Source organism: Streptomyces sp. NPDC047022, assembly GCF_040644155.1.
Classification (GTDB): domain Bacteria; phylum Actinomycetota; class Actinomycetes; order Streptomycetales; family Streptomycetaceae; genus Streptomyces.
This window is the reverse complement of record NZ_JBEYVV010000017.1, coordinates 100101-126115: the sequence shown is the minus strand read 5'-3', so window position 1 is coordinate 126115 and position 26015 is coordinate 100101. Positions and strand designations below refer to the sequence as shown.

The 26015-nt window shown below is 69.1% G+C and carries 21 protein-coding genes and 1 riboswitch; of the genes, 11 read left to right on the top strand and 10 right to left on the bottom strand.

Annotation, left to right across the window (positions count from 1 at the left end):
* Positions 1-226 precede the first annotated feature (226 nt).
* The 4 genes from ABZ845_RS19520 (at position 227) to ABZ845_RS19505 (ending at position 4854) form a co-directional block, all read left to right on the top strand.
* Positions 227-1981 (top strand): SDR family oxidoreductase, encoded by a 1755-nt coding sequence (locus tag ABZ845_RS19520; RefSeq protein WP_360981027.1) that lies wholly within the window; start codon positions 227-229, stop codon positions 1979-1981.
* 344 nt (positions 1982-2325) lie between these two features.
* Entirely contained in the window at positions 2326-2886 is a 561-nt protein-coding gene (locus ABZ845_RS19515) for an RNA 2'-phosphotransferase (protein WP_360981024.1), read from the top strand.
* A gap of 90 nt (positions 2887-2976) precedes the next feature.
* The gene (locus tag ABZ845_RS19510) at positions 2977-3879 is read left to right on the top strand and encodes an LLM class flavin-dependent oxidoreductase (protein ID WP_360981021.1); all 903 of its coding nucleotides are present in this window, start codon (positions 2977-2979) and stop codon (positions 3877-3879) included.
* A 96-nt stretch (positions 3880-3975) separates the two neighbouring features.
* Entirely contained in the window at positions 3976-4854 is an 879-nt protein-coding gene (locus ABZ845_RS19505; protein ID WP_360981018.1) for a Cof-type HAD-IIB family hydrolase, read from the top strand.
* A 28-nt stretch (positions 4855-4882) separates the two neighbouring features.
* Here the strand turns inward: ABZ845_RS19505 and ABZ845_RS19500 are convergent, their stop codons facing one another.
* From ABZ845_RS19500 to hisC, 5 genes are all read right to left on the bottom strand, one after another.
* A complete protein-coding gene (locus ABZ845_RS19500; protein ID WP_360981015.1) occupies positions 4883-5938 on the bottom strand; it encodes a M23 family metallopeptidase in 1056 nt (351 codons plus the stop codon).
* 296 nt (positions 5939-6234) lie between these two features.
* On the bottom strand, positions 6235-9735 hold the full coding sequence (gene cydD, locus ABZ845_RS19495) for a thiol reductant ABC exporter subunit CydD (protein ID WP_360981012.1): 3501 nt from the start codon (positions 9733-9735) through the stop codon (positions 6235-6237).
* A 54-nt stretch (positions 9736-9789) separates the two neighbouring features.
* A complete protein-coding gene (gene cydB / locus ABZ845_RS19490) occupies positions 9790-10806 on the bottom strand; it encodes a cytochrome d ubiquinol oxidase subunit II (protein ID WP_360981009.1) in 1017 nt (338 codons plus the stop codon).
* 20 nt (positions 10807-10826) lie between these two features.
* The gene (locus ABZ845_RS19485; RefSeq protein WP_360981006.1) at positions 10827-12335 is read right to left on the bottom strand and encodes a cytochrome ubiquinol oxidase subunit I; all 1509 of its coding nucleotides are present in this window, start codon (positions 12333-12335) and stop codon (positions 10827-10829) included.
* A gap of 388 nt (positions 12336-12723) precedes the next feature.
* Entirely contained in the window at positions 12724-13797 is a 1074-nt protein-coding gene (gene hisC, locus ABZ845_RS19480) for a histidinol-phosphate transaminase (protein ID WP_360981003.1), read from the bottom strand.
* Positions 13798-14253: 456 nt separating this feature from the next.
* Here hisC and ABZ845_RS19475 point away from each other — a divergent pair, with 456 nt between their 5' ends.
* The 3 genes from ABZ845_RS19475 (at position 14254) to ABZ845_RS19465 (ending at position 17816) form a co-directional block, all read left to right on the top strand.
* Complete coding sequence (locus tag ABZ845_RS19475; protein ID WP_360981000.1) at positions 14254-15366, top strand: LacI family DNA-binding transcriptional regulator; 1113 nt, start codon at positions 14254-14256, stop codon at positions 15364-15366.
* Positions 15367-15671: 305 nt separating this feature from the next.
* Positions 15672-16757, top strand: a complete 1086-nt coding sequence (locus tag ABZ845_RS19470; protein WP_360980997.1) for a metallophosphoesterase — start codon at positions 15672-15674, stop codon at positions 16755-16757.
* A gap of 192 nt (positions 16758-16949) precedes the next feature.
* Positions 16950-17816, top strand: coding sequence for a hypothetical protein (locus ABZ845_RS19465; protein ID WP_360980994.1), 867 nt, complete (start codon positions 16950-16952; stop codon positions 17814-17816).
* Positions 17817-17942: 126 nt separating this feature from the next.
* Here ABZ845_RS19465 and thiC read toward each other — a convergent pair whose 3' ends face one another.
* Positions 17943-19745: a phosphomethylpyrimidine synthase ThiC gene (thiC, locus tag ABZ845_RS19460; RefSeq protein WP_360980991.1), complete on the bottom strand. Its 1803-nt coding sequence runs from the start codon at positions 19743-19745 to the stop codon at positions 17943-17945.
* Positions 19738-19893, bottom strand: a riboswitch (TPP riboswitch). (Overlaps the previous gene by 8 nt.)
* Before the next feature lie 71 nt (positions 19894-19964).
* On the opposite strand from thiC, the gene ABZ845_RS19455 reads away from it, so the two are divergent.
* Positions 19965-21356 carry a YibE/F family protein gene (locus tag ABZ845_RS19455; protein WP_360980988.1) on the top strand — a complete coding sequence of 464 codons (1392 nt, stop codon included), beginning with the start codon at positions 19965-19967 and terminating at the stop codon, positions 21354-21356.
* A gap of 114 nt (positions 21357-21470) precedes the next feature.
* On the opposite strand, the gene ABZ845_RS19450 is transcribed toward ABZ845_RS19455, so the two are convergent.
* From ABZ845_RS19450 to ABZ845_RS19435, 4 genes are all read right to left on the bottom strand, one after another.
* On the bottom strand, positions 21471-21908 hold the full coding sequence (locus tag ABZ845_RS19450) for an SsgA family sporulation/cell division regulator (RefSeq protein WP_360980985.1): 438 nt from the start codon (positions 21906-21908) through the stop codon (positions 21471-21473).
* A gap of 99 nt (positions 21909-22007) precedes the next feature.
* Entirely contained in the window at positions 22008-22853 is an 846-nt protein-coding gene (locus ABZ845_RS19445) for an IclR family transcriptional regulator C-terminal domain-containing protein (protein WP_360980982.1), read from the bottom strand.
* A gap of 249 nt (positions 22854-23102) precedes the next feature.
* Entirely contained in the window at positions 23103-23315 is a 213-nt protein-coding gene (locus tag ABZ845_RS19440; protein ID WP_360980979.1) for a DUF5326 family protein, read from the bottom strand.
* Between the two features lie 165 nt (positions 23316-23480).
* Positions 23481-23798, bottom strand: coding sequence for a cupin domain-containing protein (locus tag ABZ845_RS19435; protein ID WP_360981055.1), 318 nt, complete (start codon positions 23796-23798; stop codon positions 23481-23483).
* Between the two features lie 58 nt (positions 23799-23856).
* On the opposite strand from ABZ845_RS19435, the gene ABZ845_RS19430 reads away from it, so the two are divergent.
* From ABZ845_RS19430 to ABZ845_RS19420, 3 genes are read left to right on the top strand one after another with little or no spacing between them, the layout of a single operon-like run.
* Entirely contained in the window at positions 23857-24234 is a 378-nt protein-coding gene (locus ABZ845_RS19430) for a phage holin family protein (protein WP_360980976.1), read from the top strand.
* A 9-nt stretch (positions 24235-24243) separates the two neighbouring features.
* Positions 24244-24735 (top strand): low molecular weight protein-tyrosine-phosphatase, encoded by a 492-nt coding sequence (locus ABZ845_RS19425; protein ID WP_360980973.1) that lies wholly within the window; start codon positions 24244-24246, stop codon positions 24733-24735.
* Positions 24732-25898 (top strand): cystathionine gamma-lyase, encoded by a 1167-nt coding sequence (locus ABZ845_RS19420; RefSeq protein WP_360980970.1) that lies wholly within the window; start codon positions 24732-24734, stop codon positions 25896-25898. Before ABZ845_RS19425 ends, ABZ845_RS19420 begins: the two co-directional genes overlap by 4 nt.
* Positions 25899-26015 lie beyond the last annotated feature (117 nt).

Here is a 26015-nt window from a genome sequence, read left to right as displayed (position 1 = left end):
GTGGTGTCCGTGGCGGGGCCGCGCGTGGTGTCCGTGGCGAGGCCGCGCGTGGTGTCCGTGGCGAGGCCGCGCGTGGGGCACGCCGGGGTTGTCCACAGGCCGGGGCAGCGCTATTGACGCATCCTCTAACAACTGCGAGATTCACCGGGTCAAGTTACGGGCGCGTAGCACGGGCGGCGTGGATGGCTGCGCGCGGCGCAGTCGGCGCGGACGGTGGGGCGGTGGCATGACTCTGCAAGGGGCGCGCGAGCGCCGGGTGAGGACAGGCGGAATCGAGCTGTGCGTCGCCGAGCTGGGCGACCCGGGGCAGCCCACGGTGGTCCTCGTGCACGGCTATCCGGACAGCAAGGAGGTGTGGTCCGAGGTGGCCGTGCGCCTCGCGGACCGCTTCCATGTCGTGCTGTACGACGTCCGCGGCCACGGCCGGTCCACGGCGCCGAAGCCGCTGCGCGGCGGATTCACCCTGGAGAAGCTGACGGACGACTTCCTCGCGGTAGTGGACGCCGTCAGCCCGGACCGCCCGGTGCACCTGGTCGGGCACGACTGGGGTTCGGTCCAGTCCTGGGAATTCGTCACCGTGACGCGCACCAAGGGACGGATCGCGTCCTTCACCTCGATGTCCGGACCGTCCCTCGACCACTTCGGGCACTGGATCAAGCAGCGGACGGCCCGCCCCACTCCGCGCCGGGTGGGCCAACTGCTCGGCCAGGGCGCCAAGTCCTGGTACGTGTACCTGCTGCACACCCCCGTGCTGCCGGAGCTCGCCTGGCGCGGCCCGCTCGGCAAACGCTGGCCGAAGATCCTCCAGCGCGTGGAGAAGGTGCCCGGCGGCGACCATCCGGCCTCCTCGTTGCCCGTGGACGCGGCCCACGGCGCCTGGCTGTACCGCGACAACGTACGGGCCAGGCTCAGCCGCCCGCGCGCCGACGCGTACGCGCATGTGCCCGTGCAGCTCGTCACCCCGCTCGGCGACGCGTTCCTGTCGCAGCGGCTCTACGACGAGCTGGAGACATGGGCACCGCGGCTGACGCGCAGGACGCTGTCCGCGCGGCACTGGATCCCGCGCACCAGGCCGGATCAACTGGCCTCCTGGGTGTCCGAGTTCGTGACATCCGTGGAGAGCGGACGGTCCACGGCAACACCGACCGGGCGGCACACGGACCGGTTCGGCGGACAGCTCGTTCTCGTCACCGGCGCGGGCAGCGGCATCGGCCGGGCCACGGCGTGCGCCTTCGCCCAGGCCGGGGCACGGGTGGTGGCCGTCGACCGGGACGCGGAATCCGCGGCCCGCACGGCCGAGTTGGCCCGGCGGAGCGGCGCCCCCGAGGCGTGGGCCGAGACGGTCGACGTCGGCGACGAACGGGCCATGGAGAAGCTCGCCGAGAAGACCGCCGCCGAACACGGCGTGGTGGACGTGCTCGTGAACAACGCGGGGATCGGACTGTCCGGATCCTTCCTCGACACCTCCGCCGAGGACTGGCGACAGGTCCTCGACGTCAATCTGTGGGGTGTCATCCATGGCTGCCGGCTCTTCGGGAAGCAGATGGCGGAACGCGGACAGGGCGGCCACATCGTCAACATCGCGTCCGCGGCGGCATTTCAGCCGTCGAAGGCACTGCCCGCCTACAGCACCTCCAAGGCGGCGGTACTGATGCTCAGCGAGTGCCTGCGCGCGGAGCTGGCCGGCAAGGACATCGGGGTGTCGGCGATCTGCCCCGGCATCGTCAACACGAACATCACATCGACCGCACGCTTCACGGGCGTTGACGCGGAGGAGGAGCGGCGGCGGCAGAAGAGGGCGGCACGCCTGTACGGCCTGCGCGGCTATCCGCCGGAGAAGGTCGCCGACGCTGTCCTGCGATCCGTCGTGTACAACAAGGCAGTTGTCCCCGTCACACCCGAAGCACGCGGTGTCCGCCTGATGTCCCGCTTCGCACCCGGGGCGCTCCGTGCCATCGCGCGGCTGAACCCGCCGCTGTAGCCGCATGGTTGAGATGGCCTGGCACCTTCTCTGGTATCCATGCTCCCCGCCAGCTGAGTTGACGGACACTCCCGTCATCTCGGCTTGTGGCACGGCCTCTTGTGTTCTGTGTGAACGTTGATGCCTGACTCGCCGGGGGAGACGAACATCCTTCTGCAAAAGGGTGATTGAGCTGGTTGCCCCATGGGTCACTGAAATACGCGTAGTTGGCGAACCAACCTGTCAGGCAGTGGAGTTGTCCACAGGCTAGCCAAGTTGCCTGTGGATAACCACACTTGGCTGTGGACCAAACATCGAGCCCAAAATCATGTGCGTGATCCTCGTCTCTCCCGCACGCTGGAGGCATGACAGAAGGGAACGACGAGAGACGCACCGTGAAGGTGTCGAAGTACCTCTCGAAGCATCTGCGGCACCAGCCGGAACGGATCGGGATCACGCTCGAAGAGGGCGGCTGGGTGGAGATCGAGGCGCTGCTCGCAGCGATGGCCTCGCACGGATTCCGGGTCACGCGCGCCGAGCTGGACCATGTGGTCGCCACGAATGACAAGAAGCGGTTCGCGATCGAGGGCAGCCGCATCCGCGCCAGCCAGGGCCACAGCATCGAGGTCGAGCTGGGGCTGCCCGAGGCGACCCCGCCCGCGTACCTCTACCACGGGACCGTGGCCCGGGGCCTGGACGCGATCCGCGCGGAGGGCCTGCGGCCCATGACCAGGCACGACGTGCACCTCTCGGCGGACCGCGAGACCGCCACCCGCGTCGGCGGCCGCCGCGGCCGGCCTGTCGTCCTCTCCGTGGACGCCGGAGCCATGCACCGGGACGGTCACGTCTTCCACGTCAGCGCCAACGGCGTATGGCTCACCAAGGCCGTACCACCGCAATATCTGCGTTTTCCGGGCTCCCACTGACCTCAGGCCTGCGATTTCCGGACCGCTTGGCTGAGTGGCTGAGCGAAGTGGGGGACACCAGCACCGCGAGCGTCCCTTTACGCTCGAACCATGAGTCTGCGTCTGAGCACCGTGATCCTTCCGTACGTCCGCTGGCACGAAGGGGGGCGTTCCGCCTGGCAGCGTGCGGAGCAGCTCGGCTTTCACACCGCGTACACCTACGACCACCTCTCGTGGCGTTCCTTCCGCGACGGGCCCTGGTTCGGCGCCGTACCGACCCTCACCGCGGCTGCCGCCGTCACCGACCAGCTGCGCCTTGGCACCCTCGTGACCTCGCCGAACTTCCGGCACCCGGTCACCCTCGCCAAGGAGCTGATCTCCCTGGACGACATCTCCGGCGGGCGCGTCACCCTGGGTATCGGCGCGGGCGGCACCGGTTTCGACGCAACCGCGCTCGGCCAGGAGCCGTGGAGCCCGCGGGAGCGCGCCGACCGGTTCGGTGAGTTCGTCCCCCTCCTCGACCGGCTGCTCACCGAGGACTCCGTCACCCACGAAGGCGTCCACTACTCGGCACACGAGGCGTGCAACATCCCCGGCTGCGTCCAGCGCCCGCGACTGCCGTTCGCGGTGGCCGCGACCGGACCGCGCGGCCTGAAGCTCGCCGCGCGCCTCGGGCAGGCATGGGTGACGACCGGGGACCCGAAGCTGTACGAGACCGGCACCCCGGAACAGTCCGTGCAGGCCCTGCGCGCCCAGACCGAGAAGCTGGCCGACGCGTGCGCCGCGATCGGCCGCGATGTGACGGAGCTCGACAGGATCCTGCTCACCGGCTTCACCCCGGACCGCGGGCGTCCCCTGGAGTCGCTGGACGCGTTCGTCGACTTCGCCGGCCGGCACCAGGAGCTGGGTTTCACGGACATCGTGATCCACTGGCCGATCCCCGACTCCGACTTCGCCTCGGAGGTGAAGGTCTTCGAGCGGATCGCCCTGGAGGCACCCGCACAACTGGCCTGATCGTGACGGCGTGTGACCTGGCTGGTGAGAAGCGTCACCACGCACCCGTGGGGACTCTCGTACGCCCGTGCGGGCATATGCGCGAGAATGAGGCCCGTGACCTCAGCGACCCGACAGCCCGAGACGCCTGCTTCCGCGTCCTCCACCGTTCCGCCCCGGCTGATCGCAACAGATCTCGACGGCACTCTCCTGCGCGACGACAAGACAGTCTCGGAGCGCACGGTCGCCGCACTGGCCGCGGCCGAGGCGGCCGGTGTGGAGGTGTTCTTCGTCACGGGCCGCCCGGCCCGCTGGATGGACGTCGTCAGTGACCACGTCCACGGACACGGCCTGGCGATCTGCGGCAACGGCGCCGCAGTGGTCGACCTGCACGGCGGGCCCGGCGCCCACCGCTTCGTCAAGGTCCGGGAAGTGCCCAGGGAGAACGCGCTCGACGCCGTACGCCTGCTGCGGGAGGTCGCCCCCGGCACGGTCTATGCCGTCGAGCAGACCTACGGCTTCTACCAGGAGCCGGCGTACCCGAAGCTCCACATGGAGATCCCGGACCACCTCGCGCCCGCCGAGCAGCTGCTCTCACCGGACGCCCCCGGCGCCGGGGAACCGGTCCTGAAGATCCTCGCCTTCCATCCGGAACTGGACCCCGACGTGTTCCTCGCCCTGGCCCGCCGTGCCGTCGGCGACCGCGCGTCCATCACCCGGTCCAGCCCCAGCGCGCTGCTGGAGATCAGCGGACCCGGCGTCTCCAAGGCCAGCACGCTCGCGCTCTCCTGTGCCGAGCGCGGGATCTCCCCCGAGGAGGTCGTCGCCTTCGGCGACATGCCGAACGATGTGGAGATGCTCAGCTGGGCGGGCCGGTCCTACGCCATGGGCAACGCGCACCCGGACGTGCTGGCCGCCACGTCCGGACGGACTGTCGCCAACAACGAGGACGGCGTGGCCGTGGTGATCGAGAAGATCCTCGCGGAACGGTCGTAGGCCACAGCGGGGGCACCCGGGGCCTCGTTCACAGCTTCACGCCATGGGCCTTCAGCCACGGGACCGGATCGACACCCGACCCGAACTGCGGGGTGGACCGCACCTCGAAGTGCACGTGCGGTCCGGTCGAGTTGCCCGTCGTGCCCGACTGCCCGATCCACTGCCCGGTGGCCACCCGGTCGCCCGGGCTGACGGTGACTGCGGCGAGATGGGCGTACTGCGTGTAGCAACCGTCCACGTGCTTGAGCACGACCTCGATGCCGAACGCGCCCCCGCAGGTCACCCGCACCACGGACCCGGTCCCCACCGCCCGCACCGGCGTCCCGATGGGCACCGCGAAATCCTGACCGGTGTGCCGGTGCGCCCAGTGCTGACCGCCGTTGCCGAAGCCCGCGGTGAGGCGGTACCCCTCCACCGGTGTCACCCAGGGCCGGGCGGCCCTGCGTCCCGCCGGCCCCAGATGAACGGCGTCCCGGCACTTCCCCGACGCCGCGGACGCGTCGGCCTGCCTCTGCAGGGTCCACCGCGCCGCCTCCAGCTTCGCCTGGAGGGTCCGCTGCGCCGCGGCCAGCCGCACGATGCTCTTCCGCAGCGCCCGCCCCTGTGCCGACGCCCGTGCCCCCTCCTGCGCGATGCGGGCTTCCACGAGGCGGCTCCTCATCACCGCGTCGCCGGCCATAAGGTCCACCCGAGCGAGCGGGTCGTGATCCCGCGTCAGTTCTTTCGCGCTGCCCGGGTGCAGGGCGCGCACGGTGTCCAGGTGCGCCCCGCCCTGCTGATACTCGGCTCGCGCGATGGTGCCGAGATCCATGTGCAGGACGGCTGTCAGCCTGTGCTCCCCGGCGAGGAGCTGCTCGTCGCGCCGCGCTATCGCCTGCTGCTTCTCGGCTTCACGGCGCCCCGTCTCATATCGCCAGGTCAGCGAGGCCTCGTCTTCGGACAGTCGCGCCACCCGGGCGCTGATCCCGCTGTCGGCACCCCGGTCCGACGTCCCGCCTCCGGCTGCGGCGGACCACGCGGGCAACACCGCGACCGTGCACAGCGAGAGGGAAGAAACCAGAAGAAAACGGTGAAATGATTGCATGTCAACGATCGTGACCCGTGTTCCGTCCACCGTCCTGCCGACGTCCCACGCCCGGCCCAACAAAGCACCACGATCGGACGATCACCTTCCCCCACCAGAGTGCCAGGGGCACGGGGAACTGCGTGAAAGCCCACGACCCACCCGCACACCACATCCCACCGAAGGTGCCCCCACAGGGGCGCGGGGAACTGCGCAAAACCCACAACACACCCGCAGCCGACAACCCACCGAGGGTGCCCCCACATGGGCGCGGAGAACTGGGCAAAACCCCGCACCGCACCGCAGGTCACCGCACGTCACACCACACCGCAGTCCGTCTCCCGCTCCACCATCCCCCGCAACGGCCCTTCCACCGCCACCAGCTCGTCATACGCCCCCCGCTGCACCACACACCCCTCCACGAGCACGATCACCTCGTCCACCGCCTCGAGCCCCGCCATCCGATGGGTGATCAGCACCGTCGTACGCCCCTCCGTGGCGGCCAGCAGATCCGCCGTGAGCGCGTCGGCCGTCGGCAGATCGAGGTGCTCCGCGGGCTCGTCGAGAACGAGTACGGGGAAGTCGGCGAGCAGCGCACGAGCCAGCGCGAGCCGCTGCCGCTGACCACCCGACAGCCGCGCGCCATGCTCACCGATCAGTGTGTCCAGCCCCTCCGGCAGCCCCTCGACCCACTCCAGGAGCCGCGCGCGGCCGAGCGCGTCGCGCACCTGCGCCTCGCTCGCGTCTTTCCGCGCGAGCAGCAGGTTCTCCCGCACCGAGCTGTCGAAGAGGTGCGCATCCTGAGCGCACAGCCCCACCAGCCGTCGCACATCGTCCCCGTCGAGCGCGTACGCGTCGGTGCCGCCCACTGTGTAGGTACCGGCCTCAGCGTCCAGGAACCGCAGCAGAACCTGCGCGAGGGTCGTCTTGCCCGCACCCGAGCGACCGACGACAGCGATCCTGCGCCCCTGCTCAAGGGTCAGCCCGAAGTCACGAAGCGCGTGCCGCCGCTGACCGTCATGACGGGTGGTCAGCCCTTCCAGGACGAGCGGGAAGGGCGACGCGGGGGCCCGTTCCGGAGACTCCGGCTCGCTGACGGGCTCGGGGGCGTCCAGCACCTCGTACACGCGCTCGGCGCTCCTGCGCACCCGTTGGCGGTGCTGAACGGCGAGCGGCAGCCCCGAGACCGCCTCGAACGCGGCCAGCGGAGTGAGCACCACGACGGCCATGGCAACACCGCCGAGCCTGCCGTCGACGACGGCCCCCGCGCCCACGAGCGCGGCTCCGGCGACGGTCAGCCCGGTGACAAGTGCGGTGAGCCCGTCGCCGAGCGCGGTGGCTGCCGCCGCGCGGGAGGCGATACGGGTGAGCACGCCGTCGGCACGGCGTGCCCTGGCGTTCCGTTCTGCCAGCGCGCCCGAGACCGTCAGCTCGGCCGTCCCCGTGAGCAGATCGGTCACCCGGATCGCCAGTTCTCCCCGTGCGGGTGCCAGACTCCGCTCCGCACGGCGTGCGACGGCCGCGGTCACCAGGGGTACTCCGGCCCCGGCCGCCAGCAGCCCGGCGGCCAAGACGGCACCGGCCTCCGGCAGCAGCCAGGCGGTGAAGCCGACGGAGCCTGCCGAAACGGCGAGCGCGACCCCCACGGGCAGCAGCCAGCGCAGCCAGTAGTCCTGCAAGGCGTCCACGTCGGTGACCAGCCGCGACAGCAGATCACCGCGCCGGGTGGTCCTCAGTCCGGCCGGGGCCAGCCGCTCCAGACGCCGGTAGACGGCGACCCGGGTGTCCGCCAGGACACGCAGCACCGCGTCGTGCGACACGAGGCGCTCCGCGTACCGGAACACGGCCCGTCCGATGCCGAACGTCCGCGTGGCCGTCACCGCGACCATCAGATACAGCACAGGGGGCTGCTGCGAGGCCCGTGAGATCAGCCAGCCGGACGTGGCCATCAGCCCGACGGCGCTTCCGAGCGCGAGACTGCCGAGCAGCAGCGCGAGAGCGAGCCGCCCCCGCCGAGGGCCCGCCATGGCGCGGAGCCGGGCAAGGACGCCGCCCCGCCCCGCCTCCGAGACAGCAGCAGACACACGGCCGTCGTCGGCCGGGGCCGCATCCGCTGTCCCGCGTCGGGGCGTCGGCAAGGCGCCCGCTTGTACGGCACTTGCCGTCGAGGCGTGCTCCTCCATGTCGAGCCGCACAACCCGGTCGGCCACGCCGAGCAGCGCCGGCCGGTGCACGACCAGCAGCACCGTCCGTCCAGTGGCGAGCCGACGCACCGCCTCCACGACCTCCGCCTCGGTCGCCCCGTCCAGGGACGCCGTCGGCTCGTCCAGCAGCAGCACCGGCCTGTCGGCGAGGAACGCCCGTGCCAGGGCGAGACGCTGGCGCTGCCCGGCCGACAGTCCCGCCCCGTCCTCGCCGAGCACCGTGGCCGCCCCGGCGGGCAGCGCCTCCACGAACCCCAGCGCCCCTGCGTCGGACAGCGCCTTTCGGACCGCCGTCTCGTCCGCCTCCGGCCGGGCCAGCCGTACGTTCTCCGCGATGGTGCCCGCGAACAGTTGCGGGCGCTGCGGCACCCACGCGATCCGTGAACGCCACTCCTCCAGGTCGGCCGAGTCGAGATCGGCTCCCCCGACCCGTACCCGTCCCCGGGCGACCGGCACAAATCCGAGCAGCACGTTCAGCAGCGTCGACTTGCCGGACCCGCTCGGCCCGACGAGAGCGACGGTCTCACCGGGTCGGATCCTCAGCGACACCTCGGACAGCGCGTCGGACGAACGCCCCGGGTATCGCACGGTCACCTGCTCGAAGGCGATCTCGCCCGCCGTGGGCAGGCGCCGTGTGCCGGGCGTCGGCGTGGGCGTCTCCAGTACGGCGAACAACTCCTCGGCAGCAGAGAGCCCCTCGGCCGCCGCGTGATACTGCGCTCCCACCTGCCGCAGCGGCAGATACGCCTCCGGCGCCAGCACAAGGATGACCAGCCCGGTGTACAGGTCCATGTCCCCGTGGACCAGCCGCATGCCGATCGTCACCGCGACGAGCGCCACCGAGATGGTGGCGAGCAATTCCAGCGCGAAGGACGACAGGAACGCGATGCGCAGTGTCCGTACGGTCGCCCGCCGGTAGTCGCCGGTGATTCGCTTGATGGATTCGGCCTGTGCCTTGGCCCGGCCGAACACCTTGAGTGTCGGCAGCCCGGCGACCACATCGAGGAAATGGCCGGACAGCCGTGACAGCAACTTCCATTGGCGGTCCATCTGGGACTGGGTGGCCCAGCCGATCAGGATCATGAAGAGCGGGATCAGTGGCAGCGTGGCGACGATGATCGCCGCCGATACCCAGTCCTCCGTGACGATGCGGGCAAGCACCGCGACCGGCACGACCACGGCGAGCCCCAACTGCGGCAGATAGCGCGAGAAGTAGTCGTCGAGCGCGTCGATTCCGCGCGTGGCCAGGGCGACCAGCGATCCGGTCCGCTGCTGTCCCAGCCATCCGGGGCCAAGGGCTGAGGCCCTCTCCAGCAGCCGTCCCCGGAGCTCGGACTTCACGGCCGCGCTCGACCGGTGGGCGGCGAGTTCGGTGAGCCATGCGACCAATGCCCTGCCGACCGCTACGGCCGGCAGGAGGAGGAACGGGATACGCAGTCCGGCGACCGAGTGATGGCGCTGGAAGACACCGACCACCACCTCAGCGATCAGCATCGCCTGAGCGATGACCAGTACCGCTGCGACGGTGCCCAGCGCGACGACCGCCATGAGGAAGAGTCGGGTGCCACGGGCGTGACGCAGCAGTCGGGGATCGATCGGTTTCACGTGAAACATGCCCTTCCGGTCACGGGAGGGTGTTTCACGTGAAACACCCTCCCCCCCAGAACTTCAGTGCACGGCTCCGGCAGCGCCGTCGGCGATGTGTTGCGTACCGATGCGCTTGCGGAACACCCAGTAGGTCCACCCCTGATAGAGCAGAACGATCGGTGTGGCGATCCCGGCACACCACGTCATGATCTTCAGGGTGTAGGGGGTCGACGAGGCGTTGCTCACCGTCAGACTCCAGTCCGCGTTGAGCGTGGAGGGCATGACGTCAGGAAAGAGCGTCAGGAAGAACATCGCGACCACGGCGACGATGGTCACGCCGGAGAAGGCGAACGACCATCCCTCGCGCCCCGCCTGGTTCGCCACGAGCGCCGCCATGAGGGCGATCACGGCCACGATCAGCGCGATCAGGCTCCTGGAGTCGCCTCGGTCGACCTGTGTCCAGCCAAGGAAGAACAGTGCCAGCACGGCCGTCGCCAGTCCCACCCTCAGGGCCAGCTTCCGCGCCCGCCCCCTGATGTCACCGACGGTCTTGAGCGCCGCGAACACCGCGCCGTGGAAGGTGAACAGGGTCAGCGTCACCAGACCACCGAGCAGCGCGAACGGGTTGAGCAGGTCCCAGACGGTGCCCGCATAGTTCAGATGCTGGTCGATCTTCACGCCCCGCACGATGTTGGCGAAGGCCACACCCCACAGGAACGCCGGAAGCAGCGAGGTCCAGAAGATCGCGATCTCCCAGTTGCGCTGCCAGCCTTCCTCGGGCCGCTTCGCCCGGTACTCGAAGGCGACACCGCGCACGATCAGGCAGACCAGAATGATCAGCAACGGCAGATAGAACCCGGAGAAGAGGGTGGCGTACCACTCGGGGAAAGCGGCGAAGGTCGCACCTCCTGCGGACAGCAGCCATACCTCGTTGCCGTCCCAGACAGGGCCGATCGTGTTGATCAGCACACGCCGCTCGAGCCGGTCGCGGGCCAGCAGCCTGGTGAGGATGCCGACTCCGAAGTCGAAGCCCTCCAGGAAGAAGTAGCCGGTCCACAGAACCGCGATGAGGACGAACCAGACGTCGTGAAGTTGCATGATGTGAGCGCTCCCTCGGCCTAGTACGAGAAGGCCATCGGCTTGTCGGCGTCCTGGGAGTCGCCGCCGATCCTTGTGGGCGGGTTGAGATCGGACTCCGTGAGCTCCGGCGGCCCGGCCTTCACGTACTTCACGAGCAGCCGGACCTCGATGACCGCGAGGATCGCGTAGAGCAGTGTGAACACGGTCATGGATGTGATGACCTCGCCCTGGGAGACACCGGGGGAGACGGCGTCACGGGTGCGCAGCACGCCGTAGACGACCCAGGGCTGACGGCCCATCTCCGTGAATATCCATCCCCAGGAGTTGGCGATCAACGGGAAGGCCAGGGTCCAGATCGCGATACGCCAGTACCAGGTGGTCAGTACCGGGCCGAGTGCCTTCCTCTTGAACAGCACCAGGTTCGGCACCTCGTCCTCGCCCACGCGCAAATGGTGCGGCAGCATGAACTTCTTGCGGGTGAGCCAGAGACCGGCCAGACCGAGGGCGAAGGACGACATACCGAAACCGATCATCCAGCGGAAGCCCCAGAAGGTGACAGGGATGATGGGCCGGTAGTCGCCCGGACCGAACTTCTGCTGCTCGGCCTTGTTGGTGTCGTTGATACCGGGGACGTAGGAGCTGAAGTCGTCGTTGGCGAGGAACGACAGGACACCGGGGACGGACAGCTCCACGGTGTTGTGGCCCTTGCTCACGTCTCCATAGGCGAAGATCGAGAACGGGGCCTCGTCCTGGCCGTTCCACATGGCCTCGGCCGCTGCCATCTTCATCGGCTGCTGCTTGAACATGACCTTGCCGAGCAGATCGCCGCTGACCGCGGTGAGCAGGCCGGCGATGACCACGGTGATCAGACCGAGCCGCAGTGAGGACTTCATCACGGCGATGTGCTTCTTGCGCAGCAGATGGAAGGCGGCGATGCCGACCATGAACGCGCCGCCCGTGAGGAAGGACGCCGACAGGGTGTGGAAGACCTGGGTGAGCGCGGTGTTCTGGGTCAGAACGTGCCAGAAGTCGGTGAGCTCGGCGCGGCCCCTCGCCTTGTTGATCCGGTAGCCGACGGGGTGCTGCATCCAGGAGTTGGCCGCGAGGATGAAGTACGCCGACAGGATCGTGCCTATGGAGACCATCCAGATGCAGGCCAGATGGAGCTTCTTGGGCAGCTTGTCCCAGCCGAAGATCCACAGCCCGATGAAGGTGGACTCGAAGAAGAAGGCGATGAGCGCTTCGAACGCGAGCGGGGCACCGAAGATGTCGCCGACGAAGCGCGAGTAGGCGGACCAGTTCATGCCGAACTGGAACTCCTGAACGATGCCGGTGACGACACCCATCGCGATGTTGATCAGGAACAGCTTGCCCCAGAACTTGGTGGCACGGAGGTACTTCTCCTTCTCCGTGCGCACCCAGGCGGTCTGCAGACCGGCGGTCAGCGCGGCCAGCGAAATGGTCAGCGGGACGAACAGGAAGTGGTAGACGGTGGTGATGCCGAACTGCCATCGCGCCAGAGTCTCCGGTGCCAAAGCCATGTCCACGTCGTCTTCTCCTTACATCGCCGTGGTCACAAGCGGCAGCTTTGCCCTTTTTGCCCTGCACTACCGGGGCAACCAGGGCAACTTTGTGAACGCGTTCACATTCACAAGCAATTATGGCGCATAGAGGTTCGAGCCCGAACAGCCGGGGGGGTCCTAATCGGACAAGATCAAAAATGCCAGCCCCGGCACCGCCCCCTGGACCGCGACCACGGCCTCCGGCGCACCCGCGGACGACAGCACACGGGCAGGCGCGGGGCAGGGCGCGGGGAACTACGCACGCCCCCACGCACCCGCACCCGGCGCCCCCAAGGACACGCCCCCTAGGGGCGCGGAGAACTGTGCGAAAACCCGGCCCCGCAAGCAGAGCACTACAGCCTTGAGCGAAGCGCTACCGGCGGTACCCCTCCGCCGCCTTCAGGAAGATGTCGTTCCCCGCGGCCTCACCGATGGTCACTCGCACACCTTCGCCCGGGAAGGGCCGCACGACCACGCCTGCCTGCTCACAGACCGCGGCGAATTCCACCGTCCGCTCCCCCAGCCGCAGCCACACGAAGTTCGCCTGCGTCTCGGGCACCGTCCAGCCCTGGGCGCGCAGCGCGTCGACCACACGCGTGCGCTCGCTCACCAATGAACCGACCCGGCCGAGCAGTTCGTCCTCCGCGCGCAGCGAGGCGACCGCGGCGTTCTGCGCCATCTGGCTCACCCCGAACGGCACGGCGGTCTTGCGCAGCGCCGCGGCCACCGGCTCATGGGCGATCGCGAACCCGACACGCAGCCCCGCGAGGCCGTACGCCTTGGAGAAGGTGCGCAGCACACAGACGTTCGGCCGATCGCGGTACAGCTCCACGCCGTCCGGCACCTCGGCGTCGCGGATGAACTCCCGGTACGCCTCGTCCAGTACCACCAGCACATCGCCCGGCACCCGGTCGAGGAAGCGCTCCAGCTCGGCCCTGTGCACCACCGTGCCGGTCGGGTTGTTGGGGTTGCAGACGAAGATCAGCCGGGTCCGGTCGGTGATCGCGTCGGCCATCGCGTCCAGATCGTGCACCTCACCCGAGGTCAGCGGCACCTGCACCGCTGTCGCACCGCTGACCCGGGTGATGATCGGGTACGCCTCGAAGGACCGCCAGGCGTAGATCACCTCGTCGCCCGGGCCGCTCGTGGCCTGCAGCAGCTGCTGTGCCACGCCGACCGAGCCCGTGCCGGTCGCGATATGGGCCTCGGGCACCCCGAAGCGCTCCGACAGCTCGGCCATCAGCTCCGTGCACGCCATGTCCGGGTAGCGGTTGAAGGACGCGGCCGCCGAGGTCACGCTCTCCATCACGCCGGGCAGCGGCGGATAGGGATTCTCGTTCGAGGACAGCTTGTAGGCGACCGGGCCGTCGGCCGCGGCGGGCTTGCCCGGCTTGTAGGTGGGGATACCCTCCAGCTCGGCACGCAGCCTCGGGCTCATCTCGCTCACCGCAGTCCTCCTCGCGCACATCACCGGCTCATGACCGCCACCGGCATCCAATGCTTCTCACCTTATGAGGATTCGCGTCCGCTGCGAATGGCCTGTGGACAACCGCTTCCGCCGCCGCTCCGCATCCGCCCGGGAAGCCGAGGCGCATGAGTGCACGAACCCGGGCGCATCGCCGCACCAAGGCGCTTGAAGCGGGGGGCGCGTCGCCCTCCTCAAAACGCGCCGGTGGCTCGCGCCGTGGCGCGCATCCCTCGTGAAGGTGAGTTGAGGCCTCTTCGAAATATGGCCCCCTTGGCAGGCTCATGCGCGCCAAGGGGTCACGTACTGACTCTTTGCCGTCCAAGTCTCGCCACTTCCAAGGCATTTGGACGATGTTGACCATGCAGAAACGTACCTGTCAACGAGTGCATATGCGTCCGCACTACCCCACCGCATGAGCCCTACTATCGGCTCGCCATGACAGCAGCAGGGAAGCACCAGGTGAGCCGGGCGGAAACCTCCCGCCGAGGAAGCCGGCCAGGGCGGGCGGGCATCAGAGACGTGGCCGCTGCCGCCGGGGTCTCCATCACGACCGTCTCCGACGCCCTCAACGGCAAGGGCAGACTGCCGGACGCCACCCGACGCCATGTCCGCGAGGTCGCCGACCGGCTCGGGTACCGTCCGTCGGCAGCGGCTCGCACGCTCCGTACCGGCAAGTCGGGCCTCATCGGCCTGACCGTGACGACGTACGGGGATGAACCTTTCACCTTCACCGAGTTCGCGTACTTCGCGGAGATGGCGAGGGCCGCCACGTCGGCCGCCCTCGCCCGGGGCTACGCCCTGGTCATCCTGCCCGCGACCTCACGCCACGACGTGTGGTCGAACGTCGCCCTGGACGGCACGGTCGTCATCGACCCGTCCGACCAGGACCCGGTGGTCAGCGAGCTGGTCCGGCAAGGGTTACCCGTCGTCTCCGACGGCCGCCCGGCCGGCACGCTGCCGGTCACCGCCTGGGTCGACAACGACCACGAGGCCGCGGTCCTGGGCATCCTCGACCATCTGGCCGAGGCCGGCGCCCGCCGGATCGGACTGCTGACCGGGACCACCACCGACACCTACACCCATCTGTCCACGACCGCGTACCTGAACTGGTGCGAGCGCGTCGGACAGGACCCGGTCTACGAGGCCTACCCGGCCCACGACCCGTGTGCGGGTGCCGTGGCCGCCGACCGGCTGCTGGCCCGGCCCGACCGCCCCGACGCGGTCTACGGGCTCTTCGACCCCAACGGCACCGACCTGCTGGCCGCCGCCCGCCGCTACGGGCTGCGCGTACCCGACGACCTGCTGCTCGTGTGCTGCAGCGAGTCCGCCGTGTACGCAAACACCGAGCCGCCCGTCACGACGCTCTCGCTCAAGCCGCGCCGGATCGGCACCGCGGTGGTCCAGCTCCTCATCGACGCCATCGAGGGCGTCCAGGCGGAGCAGCCGGTGGAGCAGGTGATACCGACGGAGCTGATCGTCCGCACTTCGTCCGAGCGGCGCTCACCCCGTACGACGATCAGCCCGCCGCGCTCTCCCGAACAGGGCTAGGGTCTTTCGTTTGGATCAGGCCGGATCAGGGAGCGGGGTCTGATCCAAACGAGAGACCCTAGGCCGCCGGCGGACCGCGGGCGGCGCACAGGCTGCCCGCGGGCGTCCGGCATCCCGGACAACGGCATGGACACACCGCCCATTCAGGGCGAATGCCGCAGGGAAGCGGGGTCCTTCCCCGATTCACCACCCCTGGGTCATCACATGGTGCGAGCCGCATTCCTATGATGGGCCCACGACACCGCGGGCCGCTGCGACCAGGCAGTCCGATCCGGTGCAGATGCGGCGCGATGGTGGAGGGGTCGATGACTCAGGGGGCCGGCCAGGGACCCGCGGCGGAGCGAACGACAACGCTGCGCGACTTCCGGGTGCCCGCGTACGTCCACGAGCCCGACCCGTACGCACAGAGCACGCCCCCCGGAGCCGTCCCTCCCACCGCGCCCGAGGCCTACCCCGGCGGTTACGACGCCTATACGCCCACCGAGCGGGACATCCCGGTCATCAATCGCGGCGACACCCTCCAGGTGGCGGTCGACCCGAACGCCGTGCCCGGCCCGCAGGCCGCCGAGGGACCGGGACCGCTGTTCGTGGTCGGGGACGTGCACGGGTACCTCGACGAGCTCGTGGCGGCGCTCCAGGAGAAGGGCCTCATCGACGCCGCGGGCAACTGGTCGGCGGGGACGGCGCGGCTGTGGTTCCTCGGCGACTTCACCGACCGCGGACCCGACGGCATCGGTGTCATCGAACTGGTGATGAGGCTGTCCGCGGAGGCCGCCGCGGCCGGCGGCTACTGCAAGGCGCTCATGGGCAACCACGAGCTGCTGCTGATCGGCGCCAAGCGGTTCGGCGACACCCCCGTGAACTCCAGCGCGGGCACCGCCACCTTCCAGGCCGCATGGCTGCTCAACGGGGGCCAGAAGACGGACATGGACCGCCTGCAGGACCACCACCTCCAGTGGATGGCCCGTCTGGACGCGATCGAAGAGGTCGACGGGCATCTGCTGGTCCACTCCGACACCACCGCATACCTCGACTACGGCGACTCCATCGAAGCCGTGAACGACACCATCCGCGAGACGCTCACGCGCAATGACGCGGATGAGGTGTGGGACCTGTTCCGGAAGTTCACCAAGCGCTTCTCCTTCCGCGACGAGGGCGGCGCCGACGCAGTGCGCTCCCTGCTGGACATGTACGGCGGCAGCCGCATCGTCCACGGTCACAGCCCGATTCCGTATCTCCTGGGCGAGGTCGGTTCGGAGGACGGCGAGGAAGGCACCGGTCCGGTGGTCGAGGGTCCCCACGTCTACGCGGACGGCCTGGCCATCGCGATGGACGGCGGAGTGACCATGGCCGGAAAGCTGCTCGTCCAGCAACTTCCCCTGCACGACTAGCCTTTGTCGTCCCGGCCTTTCCGCGTGGAGAACCGGGGAAGGGTGCGGCGGCCCGGGGCCAATTTCCTCGAACCCCCTGTCACCGTGTGCCGTCGCCGCTCTACCATCGGATTATCCGTAGCAGGCTCCCCTCCGTTTCTGCCCGACGGCTCGTCAGCATGCCGAGTCCCAAGCCCTACGGAGCATCGGGGGATGCAGATGAACAGCGTTCCGCAGCACCTGCTGAGCGAGGACCGCCAGGACTATGAGCGGATCCTCGATGAGGCGCTGCGCTCCGCGCCGCACCGCCCGGACCTGACCGCTGTGGGCCAGCGGCTCAACCCCGAACAACTACGCACCATGGCACTGGACGCCACCGCACTCATCACGGCGGCGGCTGCCACCGAGTACCACCACTACGTGAAGATCCGCGAGGAACTGCGCCGCCCGGCGCCGCCCGACCGGTCCGCCCATGAGGGCACCGACGACGCCCTGGAGCAGGAGATGGACGCCCTGGGGCTCGCCGCCAGCGTCGGAGAGGCCACCGTGAGCGCCGGGCCCGGTGCCGTCGCCACGGTACTCGCCCCCTTCCTGGCCGGAGCCGCCGCCGCGATCTTCCTGCTCGTGGGATACACCCTCAAGGTGGTCGACCCCCATCAGGCGTTCGCGCGGACCCTCCTGACCACCGGGTGGATCTTCGGCGCGGTGACCGCCGCCACGATCCTGATCGCCGCGGTCGGTCTCCTGCTCACCGCCCTGCGCAACGGAACCTCCGACGGCGATGCCGGTGTCCAGGAGGAGCTGATGGCTCAGATCGCCCAGGCCAGGGAGGCATGGCACGAGGCCCTGCTGGAGCGGGGCATCCTGCCGTTCCTGCGCGACGCACTCGCCGACCCGGGGACGGCCGCGATGAGCCGTACCTCGCCGGAGACGGCGCCCAGCCGTATGCCGAACCTCGGCTACGGGCGGCCGGGGTTCAGCAGCCCCGACAGCGGCCCCGGCACGGGACCACGCCCGAGCTTCACCAGCCCCGACTTCACCAGCCCGGACTTCGGGGGACCCGAACACCGGCCGGAGTAGGGGCGCTTGCGGCGACGGCCGCCCCACTGCGCCGTGAGCCTCCGGACAACGGGGGGCGCCGCCCCGGGACCGGCCTGTCGTGCCGTCCCGGGACAGCGCCCATGAGCCATGCGCCGATGCCCGAGGTCAGTCGGCGAGCGGGAGATAGACCCGGTTGCCGTGCGCCGCGAACTCCTCGGACTTGACCTTCATGCCCTGCAGGGCGGCCTCGTCGTATTCCGGTTCGGGCGCGGCCTGGCCGTACTTCTCGGTGATGCTCCGGCTGATCTTCATCGAGCAGAACTTCGGCCCGCACATCGAGCAGAAATGAGCCGTCTTGGCCGGCTCCGCCGGGAGGGTCTCGTCGTGGAAGGCGCGGGCCGTGTCCGGATCGAGAGCCAGGTTGAACTGGTCCTCCCAGCGGAACTCGAAGCGCGCGTCGGACAACGCGTCGTCCCACTCCTGCGCACCCGGGTGCCCCTTGGCGAGGTCGGCCGCATGGGCGGCGATCTTGTAGGTGATGACACCTGTCTTCACGTCGTCGCGGTTGGGCAGCCCCAGATGCTCCTTGGGCGTGACGTAGCAGAGCATGGCCGTGCCCCACCAGGCGATCATCGCGGCGCCGATGCCCGAGGTGATGTGGTCGTATGCCGGTGCCACATCCGTCGTCAGCGGCCCAAGGGTGTAGAACGGGGCCTCGTCGCAGATCTCCTGCTGGAGGTCGATGTTCTCCTTGATCTTGTGCATCGGGACATGGCCCGGCCCCTCGATCATGGTCTGCACGCCGAAGCGCCTGGCGATCCGGTTGAGCTCCCCGAGAGTGCGCAGCTCCGCGAACTGCGCCTCGTCATTGGCGTCCGCGATCGAGCCCGGACGCAGCCCGTCGCCCAGCGAGTAGGTGACGTCGTACGCCGCGAGGATCTCGCACAGTTCCTCGAAGTTCTCGTAGAGGAAAGACTCCTTGTGGTGCGCGAGGCACCACGCCGCCATGATCGAGCCGCCCCGCGACACGATGCCGGTCTTGCGGTTCGCGGTCAGCGGCACGAACGGCAGACGCACCCCGGCGTGCACCGTCATATAGTCCACGCCCTGCTCGGCCTGCTCGATGACCGTGTCCTTGTAGATCTCCCAGGACAGCTCCTCGGCCCTCCCGTCGACCTTCTCGAGGGCCTGGTAGAGCGGCACCGTACCGATCGGCACGGGGGAGTTGCGCAGCACCCATTCCCGGGTGGTGTGGATGTTGCGGCCGGTGGACAGATCCATGACCGTGTCGGCGCCCCAGCGGGTGGCCCAGGTCATCTTCTCGACCTCCTCCTCGATGGAGGACGTCACCGCGGAGTTGCCGATGTTGGCGTTGACCTTCACCAGGAACCGCTTACCGATGATCATCGGCTCGGTCTCCGGGTGATTGACGTTGGCCGGCAGAACCGCCCGGCCCGCCGCGATCTCCTCGCGCACGACCTCGGGCTCCACGTTCTCCCGGATCGCCACGAACTCCATCTCGGGCGTGATCTCACCGCGCCGTGCGTACGCGAGCTGTGTGGCCGGCGTACCCGGACGTGCGCGGCGCGGCTGACGCGGGCGCCCGGGAAACACCGCGTCGAGGTTGCGCAGCCCGCCACGAGGCGAGGTGTGCTTGAGTCCGTCGTCCTCGGGACGGACGGGACGGCCCGCGTACTCCTCGGTGTCGCCGCGGGCGATGATCCAGTTCTCCCGCAGTGGCGACAGTCCCCTGCGGACGTCCGTCGTCACAAGCGGATCGGTATACGGGCCGGAGGTGTCGTACAGCGTGACCGACTGCCCGATGGTGAGGTGCACTTGGCGGACGGGCACGCGCAGGTCGGGGCGCGAGCCCGCGACATACGCCTTGTGCCAGCCGATGGTCCTGCCGTCCGCCTGGGACTGTTCGTCCTGGTCGAGGGCAGGCATGGGTGCATCCTTGTTGGTCATGAGACCTACTCCCTACGCCGGCATTACCCGGTAACAGGTTCAGCGGTCGACGCAGCGGTTTCCGCCGGCGATGTTCCACGTGAAACATCGCGCCTGCGGAGGTCAGCGCCCTCTCAGCCCGGTGCTCCGAGCTCCCGCGTGTGCAAAGGTTCCCTCACGCTAGCGTCTCTTTACGCTGGCTGAACAGTAGGCCTTGCGCCTTCTTGCAATGATGCGTCGGTGACCACGACACAGCATCCGCCCCCCTATCCGTCCTCCGAGCCGCCCGGCCACCATGGCCGCGAGGACGGACACGGGCATGGCCACGGTCACTCCCACAGTCACAGTCACGGCCCGGCGGCCCCTGTCTCCCGGCAGCTGCGCAAGGTCATCGCCGCGATCCTCATCCCGTTCACCGCGGCGGTCATAGCCGGCCTTGTGATCCTGTGGCCCGGTGGTGTGCCGTCGCACCAGCGCAGCGGCCTCGGCTTCGACCGGCAGACGCAGCAGGCGACGGTCACCCGGGTCGTGGAGGTGGACTGCAAGTCCGTGAACGCCTCGGGTGGCGGGACCCCCATCGGGGACACCTCCGCCGCCGGCGGGTCCTCCGGACCGCAGAAAGCGAGCGGCACCTGCAAGAAGGCGACGGTCCAGGTCGACACCGGCAAGGACAAGGGACGTACGTTCACGGAGATCGTCCAGCCTGACCAGTCACGGCAGTTGGATCAGGGCGAGAAGGTCGTGGTCGCATACGAGCCCTCCGCGCCCAGGGATCTGCAGTACTCGGTCACCGATGTGAACCGGAAGCTCCCCATGGCGCTGCTCGCCGGGATCTTCGCCGTCGCCGTGGTGATCGTGGGCCGGATGCGCGGTGTCATGGCCCTCGTCGCTCTGGCCGTGAGCTTCCTCGTCCTCAACCTCTTCATCCTGCCGGCGATCCTGGGGGGCTCGAATCCGCTTCTCGTGGCCGTGGTCGGATCGAGCGCCATCATGCTGATAGCCCTCTATATGTGCCACGGGCTCTCGGCACGCACCTCGGTCGCGGTGCTGGGCACGCTCATCTCCCTGTCGCTCATCGGCCTGCTGGGCTCGGAGTTCATCGACTGGGCCGCGCTGACCGGGAACACGGACGACAGCACCGGTCTGATCCATGGCCTGTTCCCGCGCATCGACATGAGCGGACTGCTGCTCGCAGGCGTCATCATCGGCTCGCTCGGTGTGCTCGACGATGTGACCGTGACACAGACGTCGGCGGTCTGGGAGCTGCACGACGCCAATCCGACCCTGGGCTGGCGAGGCCTGTACCGCGCGGGTATCCGCATCGGCCGCGACCACATCGCGTCGGTCGTCAACACCCTCGTTCTGGCGTACGCGGGCGCCGCGCTGCCTCTGCTGCTTCTGTTCTCGATCGCGCAGAGCGGTGTGGTCACGGTCGCGGACAGCGAGCTGGTGGCCGAGGAGATCGTCCGCACGCTCGTCGGGTCGATCGGCCTCGTCGCCTCCGTGCCCGTCACCACCGTGCTGGCCGCCCTCGTGGTGTCGGCGGACCGCCCGGGGACGACCGCCGCCCCGGCCACCGGCCCGGCTCCCGTACCGGCCCGAGGAGGAAGAGGCCGGCGCCGCAAGCGCTGACGCGCTCCGGGCCGCCTGTGCGGCTCCACAGGCCCTGCGAATAGCCGAAGAACCGTTACGGCACTGTTCCGTGCCCCGCACCCGCGAGGAACCGTTACAGCGCCTCGGACGGCTTCAGCCCGCGCTCTGCTCCTCCGCCAGGATCCGGTCGAGCGCCTCGTCCAGATGTGCGTCGAAGTCGGCGAGGGAGCCTTCCTGCCCGAGCGGCACCAGCTTGTCCGTACGGTCGAGGAAGGCCACCAGGGGCACGGCCCCGGACTTGAACAGCGCCCGGTCCGCGCCCACCTGGAGCCGGATCAGGACATCGCCGAAGGTGTCCGGTTCGGCGGGCGCGATATGCACATCACCCTCACCGCACGGCCGTCCGACCCCGTCGACCAGCAACTCGCGCCCGAACGCCCAGGTCACGGGGGCATCCCCGGGCAAATGAAAGGTCAGCCGCACGGCATACGGATCACAGGTCTCGTAGAGCAGCTCCACCGGGATACGGAACGAAAGCTCCTCCGAGACGAGAAAACTCATCATGACCTCTGCCTGCACCGACTCGCGCATCGCCTACCCCGTCAGTAGCCGTCGACTGGCCAGGATTGATCCCCTGACACCTGCTGGAAGTTTGCTGAACGTGCATGGCAGATCACAAGGAGTGAGTTTTCAGATGCTGATAGAGACGGTGAGTGTCCCTAGCAGCTTTCCGATCTCCGCCTGCAACCGACGGGCCGCGGGCAGCAGCCGGTCGGCCTGATGCGACGGCAGGGAGATGGCCACCGCCGCGGCCGTCGCCCCGGCCGTGATGGGCACGGCGGCGCAAACCGTCCCGAGCGCGTACTCCTGGCGCTCGATGACGGGTTCCATCCTCCCCAGGCGTTCCAACCGCCGCAGGAGAGCGCGTTCGTCCCGCACGGTGTAGGGGGTGAGTGACTGTACGGGGCAGCGGTCCAGGTGGTCCCGGCGCGCCTGCTCGCTGAGCTGGGACAGCAGACACTGGCCGATGGCGTGCGCGTGGGCGGTCTCGCGGAAGTCGGCCCACTCCTCGACCGCGGGATTGCCGGGGGTGTCGGCGACGCCGAGCACATCGATCTCGCCCTCGCGGTAGACCGCGTAGTAAACCGGGGCACCGATCGAATCACGCCATTGTGCGAGCGCGTCGTCCATCATGCTGCGACGTTTCTGCTGCGCCGCGCTGCCACCCAGTTGCTCGGCGGCCTCACCCAGGAAGAAGAGGCCCTTTTCCCGGCGCAGATACCCTTCATGGGTCAGAGTGCGCAGCAGGTGGTAGGCCGTGGGAAGCGCCAGACCGACCTCGCGGGCCAGCTGCTTGGCCGGGGCCCCGTACTCGCGGTCGGCGACCGCTTCCAGCAGCCGCATCGCTCGCTGCACGGATCCGATGAGAGTGGTGGACTGCGGCGGCTCGGGCGGAAGGTGCGCCTCCGCCGTTGATGCGCGCCGCTGTACGGGCGGTGCGGGTACGTCTGCGCGTGCGATGCCGACCGTGGCCAAGGATCACTCCCGGAGCGCGAGGGTGGCCTCCCGTGCGGGGACACGGGAGGGGATGCGCCGCGCGCGGGGCCTGCCGCGCGTCGAACTCCGGACTCTAACGGTCGGCCGCCGTCCGTCGACTGCCTCGGCGGGGAAACTTCCCTCGCCCGAGGGAACCCCGTTTTTCTGTTACCGGCAGCATGTTTTAGACCGATCGGCCCTTCCCCGCCCCGGGCGCGTCCTCCCCCTGTCCGGCAATGCCCGGGCGGCTCACCAGTCGCCGCGTGACGCCGAGCCCGACATGAACTTCCGCACGATGTAGATCAGTCCGCCGACCAGCGCGACGAACAGCAGCACCTTGAACAGCAGCCCGATGACGATGCCGACGACGGTCGCGATCAGGCCTCCGAAGACGACCAGCGCGATGACCGGCACCGCAACCCACTTCACCCACCACGGCAAACCCGCGAAGATCTCTCGCATCGCCCTTGTCCTTGTCTCTCCGCCCCCTGCCCCACGCCCGTTGCGGGGGCACTGCTCACGGGGTTCTCGTTCTGCTTCGATGCTAGGGCCGCACAGGGCCACGGCCCACGGCCCGCATCCCTCGTCCTCCCCTGATCGTCCCCCTAGGGAACCCTGAGACGTGTCTCAGCTCTCGGGCGGAGAGAACACCACCAGAACCCTCAGATCCTCGGTGATGTGGTGAAACTTGTGGGCAACACCGGCCGGCACATAGACGACGCTGCCGCGCGCGATCTGGGTGGTCTCCATGCCCACGGTGATCGAGGCGCGTCCGCTGACGACGAAGTACACCTCGTCCTGCTGGTGCGGCTTCTGCGGATCGAGGTCGCCCGCGTCGAGCGCGTACAGGCCGACGGACATGTTCCGCTCCCGCAGGAACTGCAGATAGGCACCGTCGTTGGCCGCGCGCTCCGCTTCCAGTTCGTCCAGCCGGAATGCCTTCATCGAAGTTGCCTGCCTCGCTCTGTTCTCGCCGGTGATCGCGTCTGCCACGATCAGACACATGAAGAATTTCGTAGTCAAGACGCTCGCCAACGCGGGGGCCCTGGCCGTCGCCGTCTGGCTCCTCGACAAGATCACTCTCACCGGTGCCGGCACAGGCAAGAAGATAGGCACGCTGATAGTCGTCGCGCTGCTCTTCGGCCTGGTGAACTTCCTGGTCAAGCCGATCGTGAAGGTGCTGACGTTTCCGCTGTTCATCCTGACGCTCGGCCTGATCACGCTGGTCGTCAACGCCCTGATGCTGCTGCTCACCTCGTGGCTGGCGGGCAAACTGGATCTGAGCTTCCATGTCGAGGGCTTCTGGACCGCCGTCCTGGGCGGCCTGATCATCTCGATCGTCTCCTGGGCGCTGCACATCGTGCTGCCCGACGAGGACTGAGTGAACCGTATGGCCTACCGAGTCTGCTTCGTCTGCACCGGGAACATCTGCCGGTCCCCGATGGCCGAGTCCGTCTTCCGCGCGCGTGTCGAGGAGGCCGGTCTCGACGGGCTGGTCGAGGTGGACAGCGCGGGCACCGGCGACTGGCACGAAGGGGACGGCGCCGATCCGCGCAGCCTCGACGTCCTGGAGGAGCACGGCTACGACAGCGATCACACCGCCCGGCAGTTCCAGGCTTCCTGGTTCTCCCGGCTCGACCTGGTGATCGCGCTCGACTCCGGCCATCTCAAGGCCCTGCGCCGCCTCGCACCCACCCCCGAGGACGAGGCGAAGGTGCGTCTGCTGCGCTCGTACGACCCGGCCGCGGACGACGACCTCGATGTGCCCGACCCGTACTACGGGGGCAGGGACGGCTTCGAGACGGTCCTTGAGATGGTGGAAGCGGCGAGCACCGGGCTGCTCACCGCGGTACGCGAGCACGTGGAGGGACGGGCGGCATGACATCAGGGGATGCGTCAGGGGCTTTCGGCGGGTCCGGCGCGGGACACGGCGACGGCACGCGCGCGGTGCGGGCGGGGCTGCCCGAGCCGGTCACATACGAGCCGACCCTGCCGGGGCCCGTTTTCGCCGCACACTTCCACCTGCCCGGCGAGCCGGTCGGACCGTACACGTACGGGCGTGACGGGAACCCCACCTGGACCCATCTCGAACGCGCCATCGGCGAGCTGGAGGCGCCCGGCGCGGACGACGTGGAGACGCTCGCCTTCGCCTCCGGTATGGCCGCGATCTCGGCGATCCTGTTCTCCCAGCTGCGTGCCGGTGACAGTGTGGTGCTCCCCTCGGACGGCTACCAGGCGCTGCCCCTGGTGCGCGAGCAGCTGACCGCGTACGGCATCGACGTGCGCACGGCGCCGACCGGCGGGGACGCCCAGCTCGATGTCCTGGCCGGAGCGAAACTCCTGTGGATCGAGACCCCCTCGAACCCGGGGCTCGACGTCTGCGACATACGGCGGCTCGCCGAGGCAGCCCATGCCCAGGGCGCCCTCGTCGCCGTCGACAACACCCTGGCGACCCCGCTCGGCCAGCGCCCTCTGGAGCTGGGCGCCGACTTCTCCGTGGCCAGCGGTACCAAGATGCTCACCGGTCACGGCGACCTGCTGCTGGGGTACGTCGCATCACGGGACAGCGGACCGATGGCCTCCGTGCGGCGCTGGCGCAAGATCGTCGGAGCGATCCCCGGCCCCATGGAGGCATGGCTCGCACACCGCTCCCTGGCCACGCTCGAGCTGCGGGCCGACCGGCAGAGCTCCAACGCGCTCGCGGTCGCACGGGCGCTGCGCGACCGTCCCGAGGTGACCGGACTGCGGTATCCGGGCCTGCCCGACGACCCCTCACACAAGATCGCGGCGCAGCAGATGCGGCGCTTCGGTTGCGTGGTGTCCTTCTGCCTGCCCGCGCGCGCACGTGCCGATCGTTTTCTGGACGCCCTGAGCCTCGTCGACAACGCGACGAGTTTCGGCGGCGTGCGCTCCACCGCCGAGCGGCGAGGGCGCTGGGGCGGAGACGCGGTCCCGGAGGGCTTCATCCGTTTCTCGGCCGGCGCCGAGGATCCGGGAGACCTGGTGGCCGATGTGCTGCGCGCACTTGATGAGTCGGCGGGGTGAGCAGGATCTGGACGTGCCGTCCGGACGGCATACGTACGATGGACGGTCCGAGCCTCCCCCCTCGTGGCTCGGACCGTCCCGGTTCCCTGCGGGAAGAACCGCGCGAACAAGGCTAGT